Raw genomic sequence first — 7,872 nt, 5'->3', positions numbered from 1 at the left:
GTTCGTCCGGCGGAAGGTCGCAATCGTATCATGATCCGGATGCAGGTTCGCCGCCACGAAGCGTACCCCGATGTCGCGATATGTCGCCCGCTCGATCCGGCGTGAGGAAAACAACCCGTTCGCATAGCTGAAGATCAGAAGGGCCAGCATCAGGCGCGGATGATACTGCGCCTTGCCTCCCGTGCGCACTGGCACGCAGAACGCACTCATCGGAACCCGCTCAACAGCTGCGACAATGAAATGCGCCATATCGTCAGCCGGAAGCCACGACGTCAGATCAGGCGGCAGAAGATACGGCTGGGATCGGTCAAACGGGATGAAGCGGCTCATCGCGACACTCTACAGCCTTACCCCTTCACAGGGTACCCCAACCCGACAGGCTGCTAGAACAGGGAAAAGGCTTCCGCTACGTTGCAGAGCGGCATATCGCTGCGCTTGTGCTGCCTTCGGCTGCCGTGCACACCATTCCATCGTGGCGTTGTCCCGCTCATTCCAAAGAGTCTGCAATCGCTAACATCATGCCATGGGAAATACGACCGTATCGATCGATGCGTCTCCCTGCCGCACCAATTCCAGCCCAGCCACAAATGTCGCAGCTACAGCCGCTCGACGAGCGATTAATCCCTCAGGCTCAGCAAACGGCGTCGCAGGAACACAGTCCCATATGCTTCGGAAAGCTCCGTTTCTCATTTTCGCTCGGATAAAGGCCAATGCATCGGTCACACGCCAGTAGGCAGGCACATCAATCCGATAGATCGGAACCGAGAACTCAATCTGCGCCAGTTCCCGCTCCAGTACACTGAGACTGGCTTCCATCAGACTGAAATACGTCCCCTGCCGTACGGAAACGCTGCCATTCGCATCTGTCCTGCCCCGCGCAAAAACCGACACGCCAAGTTGTGGCCTGCCCTCCAACCAGTCCGCCGCTGCGCGCATCTGCAACAGCCCCTCGATCTGGCCGACCGTCCGGCGCGCCTCATTTTCGGCAACCTGCTTTTCCGCCTGCGTGGCAAACAGCAGCCGCGAGCGCAGGAACACCAGCCGGGCGATCCAGATCACCCAGTCCGCGCGCTGCATGAATGGCGTCGTCTGGGCCAGCCGCTCCGCCTCAGCGACAAACTGGGCCGCCAGATCTGCGATGGACAGCACGCCCAGGTCCAGACGCTGCCGTTCCGCCAGATCTAGCAGCAGGTCCAGCGGCCCGTCAAACCCCTCGACATGGAACTCGGGCACCACCGGGCGCGCTAGCCGACGCGGTGGGTCCCCCCAATCTTCCTCCTCGTCAGGCAGCATTAGCGGTCTTTCCGGCATCAGCGCGCGCGTACTGCGGTCGGATGTCGAAAACCAACTCCGGCCAGTTCGTCCGCACCCGGTGCAGCGCCTGCCACGGCGTCCATTCCGCCGACCAGAAGCGGTAGACCAGCCGGGCACTGCGGCGGGCGCGCTGATCGCGCACGGCTTCGACCTCCACCCGGCGCAACGGCAGCAGCGTGCCCCACTGTGCCTGCAGCCAGGCCGCCGCCGCGCATGAATCCGCCCCGGCTTCCAGAATGGGACCGGGCACCGGTACCAGCCGGTGCAGGTCAAAGGCACAGGCGGGCGTACCCGCCGCCTGATGCTGCAGGGCGATCCGATGCAGGCGTTCGGATGCCTGGCGCAGCAGCCTGGCCAGCGTCACCGCCTGCGCCCCCTTTGCCGCCATCGGCGCCAGCAGGCGGGCCTGTTCGTAGTCAAAATCCACCTGCCAGGGGATGATCCCCGGTCCCCGGGCCGCCACCCGGAACCGGGCCACTTCGTCTACCGGACCGCTCACCGTCAGCGTTGTCCGGATCCAGCCCGGGGCGGCCCTCATCGTGCGTCGACGCACCGCCGTCCCAACTGGGGACTCTGGCGGGGACCCGGATTTTGTCCGCCGCGTCCGGTGGGCCGGGCGGTCCGGACGTCCCAGCGCCCGGTCCAGCACGAACCGGATCCCCGGCACCGACAATGGATCCCCGACCGTGCCATGCGCATCGATCCCCCGGAACGCCGCCCCCCACCGCAATTGCGCGGCATCGCGCCAGGCCGCCCAGCTCCGCACCGGACAAACGGCCGGGTCCCGGCGGCGCCGCAACCGGCGCAACCGGTGGCGCCCGGACCGGGGCCGCAGCAGGGCGACGGTCATCCCGTCTATCGTGTCGGTGATGTCTTCAACGGTCAGCCGGGCCAACGCCTCGGCGCCGATGTCCAGTGTGGCCGCCAGCAGTAGCAAAGCCCGGTCGCGCAGGCCGGGCAAATCGGACCTGCAGCGTCGTGCGGCGGCCAGCAGCGAAGTCACATCGACCCCGGCCCCGGTCCGGCGCACTCGCGTAGCGGGCAGGGCGACATCAAGCCCCTCGCCATTGGCGGCACACCACGCCGTCAGCGCCGCGCGATCCACCACCAGGCTCTGCCGCGGCCGCCCGGCCTTCGCCCGGGCCTCCAGCCATGTTCCTACCGCGACAGGGCCCACCGGAAAGTCGCCGTCGACGGCCTGGGTGCCGACGAAAGCGCGCCAGGAGGACGCATAGGCCCGCGCCGTGGCAGGCGACAGGCCGGTCGGCGGCCGCGCCGCCTGCAGCGGTCGACCGGTCTCAGCCATTCTGATGGGATCCCCGGTTTTCGGCCCCGAACGCCCTGCGGGCCGACCCCGAACGAGCTTTCGAAGATGGTCGCGCATCCACCCTCAGCGGGCAAACGCGCCGGCTGCCCCCGATCTGACTAAGGCGATTACATTTCATAAGATACATCGTATCACGTTAACGGGTTTTGGAGAACGAAAAAGCGCCAGATTGATCCCAAAAGGCGCGGTTTTCCGGACTTTATGCCCCCTCCCCTCCCCGCCGGGCAAAATCCGACCAATCAAAACCCTACTTCCGATAAGTTATCTTGTCGGAAGTAGATGAAAAATTCCAAAATGCCTGCTAAAATCCCGAAATGCGCCCGTTCCAGAGTTCTTCCGCCACGTTCCTCTGCCTGCCTCTCCCCTATTGCCCGCGTGGCGGCCAGGCCCGTCCTGCCGCACCGATCGGCCAGCTCGGACTGGGCCACCGGAAAAAAAACGGGCGCGGTCCCGGTCGCCGTCTCTGCACCCAGGGGTATTCTGACTGGGAACGCCGCCCATGCTGAGCGATGTCCGGATCCTCGGCTCCAGCAGGCGCGCGCAGGCCGCGCTGCACGCCCGCGTGGACCAACTGACGCAGCTGCGTCTGGCCGAGACACAGGATCCGGCGCGCTGGCGCGAAATCCTCTCGACCGCGCGTTTCACACCACCCCTGCCCCTGCTTCTGGCTGGCATCGAATTGCCGGACGGTAGCTATTCCCCGGATACCCCCCTCGCCCAGGGCGTGCCGTATGCGTCGGCAGCCCAGCAGATGGCTCAGGACCACGTTGCGGATGTCCCATCGGGGTTCGAACTGGCCGTCGGACTGGAAATCGATGATGGCATGCCCAGCTTCCTGGCCTGGTTCCGGCCGATCCAGCCCGTAGGAGCCTGTCCCAAGACGTCAGACGCAGCGCCTCCTGCGCCCGTCGGCCAGCCGGCTGCTGCCGTCGCGCAATGGTTTTCCGTCGTCTCGGCACAGCCTGTGCCCGAACATGATGGCCGCCTGGCCACGGCCCGTCAGGCGGCCGATGCCTATATGCACCGCAGCAAGGCCGAGAACACGCTGCGCACCTATCGCGCCGCCGTCCGGTCCTGGTGTCGCTGGGCTGCCGGTCACGCCCTGCCTGCCCTGCCTGCCCGCGGTGAGGATGTTGCCGCCTATCTGGCCGACATGGCGCTGCAGGGGCGCAGGACCAGCACCATCGATCTGCATCGCGCCGCCCTGCGTTACCTGCACCACCTCGCACAGATTGCCGTACCCACCGCCCACCCGATGGTGACCGCAACGCTTGCCGGCATCCGTCGGGAGGCAAAGGAGGCCCTGCCCCGCCAGAAAACCCCGCTCACCTGGGACAGGCTGGTCAGGGTCGTCGAAGCCATCAGTCCCCACGATCTGGTCGGTGCGCGGGACCGGGCCATTCTTCTGCTCGGTTTTGCCGGCGCGTTCCGGCGCTCCGAGCTTGCCGCACTGAAGATGGACGACCTTACGGTGGACGAGGATGGCATGCAGATCCGGCTGGGCCGGTCCAAGGGGGATCCCCAGCGCAAGGGCGCGCTGATCGGCATCCCGCGGGGCCTGACCCGGAACTGCCCGGTTCTGGCGTACGAGACCTGGCTCCGGCAGGCCGGGATCACGGAAGGTCCGGTCTTCCGGCGGATCTGGTCCGCGCGGGGCCACAGGGCGGGAACCACTCCCGTCGGAACCCCGCCCAGGATCGGGCCGCACGCCCTGTCGGACCGGGCGGTCACGGACATCATCCGCAAGCGATGCGGCGACACCCAGCTCGAAGGGGACTTTGGAGGGCACAGCCTGCGCCGCGGCGCCATCACCACGGGGGCGAAAGACGGGTATGATCTCCTGGAACTGAAGCGCTTCTCGCGGCACAAAAGCCTTCAGGTCGTCGAGACCTATATCGACGAGGCCAGCATCAAGGCCCGGCACCCGGGAAGATCGAGATTCTGAGCCTGTCTTGACCCATGCCGCCAGAGCGCCTCAACTCGCCTTCAACTGCAACACGTCAGGGCGGATCAAAGAGAGGAAACAGCGTCATGGGTTCCAGAATTCTTGTTGTCGGCCCAGGCGCCGTGGGTGGGTATTTTGGCGCCCGCATGGCCAGCGCCGGGCATGATGTGACCTTTCTGGTGCGCGAAAGGCGCCTGCAGCAGCTCCGTGCCGGGGGCCTGTGCCTGATCAGTTCCGTTGGCAACGTCACCATGACCCCCCGGATGGTGATGGCCGGTGGGATTGAGGGGCCCTACGACATCATCCTGCTCAGCGTAAAAGCCTATTCCCTGATGGCTGCAATGAACGATTTCGCGCCTGCGGTGGGACCGCAGACACGGATTGTCCCGCTTCTCAACGGCATGCAGCATCTTGATATTCTGGCAGACCGCTTTGGCCCTGCCGCGGTCATGGGAGGCACGTGCTTGATCATCAGCAAGCTTGATGCGCAGGGGCGCATTGTCCAGACGGGTTCTCTTCCCCGGCTTTCAATAGGGGACCGGGAAGGCAGCGATACGCCAGTGACACGCAGTATTGCGGAAACCCTGTCGGGTTCCGGATTTGAAATCGTGTGTTCCACCCACATCCTGCAGGACATGTGGGATAAATGGGTTCTGCTCGCGTCCCTGGGCAGCATCTGCTGCCTGATGCGCGGAACCGTGGGGGATGTCGCCAGCCAGCCAGCAGGTCAGGCCTTTGCGCAGGCGGTCATCCATGAATGTGCGTCAACGGCGGCGGCGGCTGGCTATCCCCTACGGGATGCCACGCTGAAGGGCACTGTCAGTCTCCTGACGAAAACGGACTCCACCCTGACGTCCTCCATGTTCCGGGATCTGCTGCAGGATGCTCCTGTGGAAGCACAACAGATTATTGGTGACCTGGTCAGGCGGGCATGCGCGCTTCAGATCCCTACGCCCATCCTGGATCTCACCGATCTGAATCTGCGCGTGTATGAACAACAAAGGCACGCATGAAGAGGCACAGTGCAGATACGACGTCCCAGCGGACATATCCACTTCACAGATCATGCCAGCCTTGCTCAAAGATAATTTCTCCCTGCATGAACAGCCGGAATGGAACGTCTAACTTGAGGGAAATCTGACAGTTCGTTGAACGGCGGAGATGAGGCGTAAGCGGACATATCCGTGTCAGCAATACTCTTATGGAAGTTGATGCTTCCGCAGCCAAATGGCGAATTCTGTCTCATCGATTTTTCTTTCGACCAGAGCGACCATGCGCTCCACCACGTCAGGCGCAGTGATGGCGACGTTCTGGCCGTTTGCTTTGAGAAACAACACACAGCAGGCCCAGCCAGTCCGCTTGTTGGCATCATTGAACGGGTGGTTGCCCGCAATGCCGAAGGCATAGGCGGCGGCGATGTCAAACAGATCGACAGGAACTGGATCCGCGTAGTGATAGCGGTTCAACGGTCGGTCTAACGCGCTATGCAGCAAGTCCGCACTTTTGATTCCCTGCGCGCCACCATATTCGCGCAAGGCGCAATCATGCAGGAACAGCACAGCATCAACCTCGAGAAACTCCGGTTCGTTCACCGTTTCGCCAGTTCCTGAAGTGCGTCAGCCTGTTCGCGCAGCACTTCACGGGCAAGATCCATCTGGCGTTCGAGCTTGAGGTTGCGCTTCACCAGCTTAATGCCGTCAGCCAACTCGACCAATGTGAGTTCTTGCCCGATCTCCAGACCCAGTCGAATACGGGTCTCCGCCGGCAGCGTGAGCCCGACCGAATTGCCCTGCTTGCGCAGAGTGACCGTTTCCATGGCGCTCTCCTATCTTACGTCTCGTAAGATAATGAAGTTTGGATCACAATACCAGACTTCTGTTCTCTCATCCCGAGGCTAAATTGCGTGATTGTCACGATGTCCGGTATTGAAAAGGAAAAATGGGCATCCCGATGATCAACATGAAGGCATATTCTGACGGCAGTTCTGCTTCACGAACAGCGTATTCGCTTGATGGGGTAATGATCCATTTGTCCGTCTTCCGAAAGGAATGTGGCGTGTTCAACTTGCGCCTGCGCCATCAGGAGGTGGTCAAACGGATCACGATGATGCAGAGGCAAAGACATAAGGATATGCAGGTGTTCGGGTTGTATTTGCAGCAGAGAGAAACCTTCCTCAGGAATGGCTGCCAGAATGTCGTTCATATCCGCATCCAGTTTTCCAATACGGATTTTGATCGCAATCTCCCATAATGACACGAATGCTCGAGAGTGTCCGATCTTCTGTGTATAATTGATCTGGTCCATACTTCACCGAAAGGAAGTATGAATGACCATCTCGAAGGAACTCCTGGACGAATTGCTGACGGGCGTGAAGCGTCCTGAAGACCTGCTCGGAGACAGCGGGTTGCTGAAGGAGCTGAAAATTCGGCTCATGGAGCGTATGCTGGGTGCAGAGTTGAGCGCGCATCTGGGCTATGAGGAAGGCAAGGCTGCCCCGCCGGGCCAGTCGAACCGGCGGAATGGCTCCACGACCAAGGTGCTGAAAGGCCAGGACGGCGCCTTTCCGGTGACGGTGCCGCGCGACCGCGACAGCAGCTTTGAGCCGGAGCTTATAAAGAAGGGCCAGACCCGGATCGACGGGATCGACGACAGGATCATCGGTCTCTATGCCGCCGGTCTGACGGTCCGGGACATCCAGACCCATCTGCTTGATCTTTATGGCCTGAAGGTCTCTCCCGACCTGATCAGCCGCGTCACCGATGCCGTGCTGGACGAGGTCCGGGAGTGGCAGGGCCGGGCGCTGGATCGGATGTATCCCATCGTGATCTTCGATGCCCTTCGGGTAAAGATCCGCGATGCTGACAGCCGGACCGTTAAAAACAAGGCGGTTTACGTTGCTCTCGGTGTCACCCGCGAGGGAGTGCGCGAGGTTCTGGGGCTCTGGATCGCCGAGAATGAAGGCGCCAAATTCTGGCTTTCGGTCATGAACGAGTTGAAGAACCGGGGCATCCAGGACATCCTGATCGCGGTCGTGGACGGGCTGAAAGGCTTTCCCGAGGCCATCACCGCCGCCTTTCCCGAGGCGATGGTTCAGACCTGTATTGTTCACCTGGTGCGCCACAGCCTGAACTTCTGCTCATGGAAGGACCGCAAGGCCGTGGCTGCCGACCTGCGCCGGATCTACGGGGCGGCGACCGCTGACATGGCGGCCGCAGAGCTCGATGCGTTCGAGGAGAAATGGGCCGGGAAATACGCGTCGATCGCCCCGGCATGGCGCCGGGCATGG

At 62.6% G+C, this 7,872-nt stretch carries 8 protein-coding genes and 1 pseudogene; 3 read left to right on the top strand and 6 right to left on the bottom strand.

The features are described from left to right. The 3 genes from GEU01_RS23260 to GEU01_RS18225 all read right to left on the bottom strand — a co-directional run. Positions 1 to 330 (bottom strand): transposase (locus GEU01_RS23260; protein WP_019087226.1); only part of this gene is annotated, 330 nt, incomplete at its 3' end. A gap of 186 nt (positions 331 to 516) precedes the next feature. Beyond that, on the bottom strand, positions 517 to 1,293 hold the full coding sequence (locus tag GEU01_RS18230; protein ID WP_019087225.1) for a segregation and condensation protein A: 777 nt from the start codon (positions 1,291 to 1,293) through the stop codon (positions 517 to 519). Beyond that, positions 1,283 to 2,620: a site-specific integrase gene (locus tag GEU01_RS18225; protein WP_019087224.1), complete on the bottom strand. Its 1,338-nt coding sequence runs from the start codon at positions 2,618 to 2,620 to the stop codon at positions 1,283 to 1,285. The genes GEU01_RS18230 and GEU01_RS18225 overlap by 11 nt, the downstream gene beginning before the upstream one ends. 520 nt (positions 2,621 to 3,140) lie before the next feature. Between GEU01_RS18225 and GEU01_RS18220 the strand changes: the two genes are divergently transcribed. Next, the gene (locus tag GEU01_RS18220; RefSeq protein WP_019087174.1) at positions 3,141 to 4,586 is read left to right on the top strand and encodes a tyrosine-type recombinase/integrase; all 1,446 of its coding nucleotides are present in this window, start codon (positions 3,141 to 3,143) and stop codon (positions 4,584 to 4,586) included. Positions 4,587 to 4,672: 86 nt separating this feature from the next. Beyond that, positions 4,673 to 5,599 (top strand): ketopantoate reductase family protein, encoded by a 927-nt coding sequence (locus GEU01_RS18215; RefSeq protein WP_019087175.1) that lies wholly within the window; start codon positions 4,673 to 4,675, stop codon positions 5,597 to 5,599. 186 nt (positions 5,600 to 5,785) lie between these two features. Here the strand turns inward: GEU01_RS18215 and GEU01_RS18210 are convergent, their stop codons facing one another. The 3 genes and pseudogenes from GEU01_RS18210 to GEU01_RS24875 form a co-directional block, all read right to left on the bottom strand. After that, the gene (locus tag GEU01_RS18210) at positions 5,786 to 6,178 is read right to left on the bottom strand and encodes a type II toxin-antitoxin system death-on-curing family toxin (RefSeq protein ID WP_007400727.1); all 393 of its coding nucleotides are present in this window, start codon (positions 6,176 to 6,178) and stop codon (positions 5,786 to 5,788) included. Beyond that, positions 6,175 to 6,402, bottom strand: a complete 228-nt coding sequence (locus GEU01_RS18205; protein WP_007396477.1) for an AbrB/MazE/SpoVT family DNA-binding domain-containing protein — start codon at positions 6,400 to 6,402, stop codon at positions 6,175 to 6,177. Before GEU01_RS18205 ends, GEU01_RS18210 begins: the two co-directional genes overlap by 4 nt. Before the next feature lie 173 nt (positions 6,403 to 6,575). Beyond that, positions 6,576 to 6,848, bottom strand: a pseudogene (locus tag GEU01_RS24875) (type II toxin-antitoxin system VapC family toxin); the annotation flags it as partial. A 64-nt stretch (positions 6,849 to 6,912) separates the two neighbouring features. On the opposite strand from GEU01_RS24875, the gene GEU01_RS18195 reads away from it, so the two are divergent. Then, a partial coding sequence (locus tag GEU01_RS18195) for an IS256 family transposase (RefSeq protein ID WP_019087177.1) occupies positions 6,913 to 7,872 on the top strand: 960 nt, incomplete at its 3' end.

It is taken from the genome of Komagataeibacter europaeus LMG 18890 (assembly GCF_000285295.1).
In the GTDB taxonomy this organism is placed as follows: Bacteria; Pseudomonadota; Alphaproteobacteria; order Acetobacterales; family Acetobacteraceae; genus Komagataeibacter; species Komagataeibacter europaeus.
The sequence above is the reverse complement of the archived record's forward strand: the minus strand, read 5'-3'. Positions and strand labels throughout refer to the sequence as shown.

Bases quoted from the DNA above. Each gene is read 5' to 3' on its own strand.
- GEU01_RS18230 (WP_019087225.1), bottom strand. From the start codon at position 1,293: ATGCTGCCTGACGAGGAGGAAGATTGGGGGGACCCACCGCGTCGGCTA.
- GEU01_RS18225 (WP_019087224.1), bottom strand. From the start codon at position 2,620: ATGGCTGAGACCGGTCGACCGCTGCAGGCGGCGCGGCCGCCGACCGGC.
- GEU01_RS18220 (WP_019087174.1), top strand. From the start codon at position 3,141: ATGCTGAGCGATGTCCGGATCCTCGGCTCCAGCAGGCGCGCGCAGGCC.
- GEU01_RS18215 (WP_019087175.1), top strand. From the start codon at position 4,673: ATGGGTTCCAGAATTCTTGTTGTCGGCCCAGGCGCCGTGGGTGGGTAT.
- GEU01_RS18205 (WP_007396477.1), bottom strand. From the start codon at position 6,402: ATGGAAACGGTCACTCTGCGCAAGCAGGGCAATTCGGTCGGGCTCACG.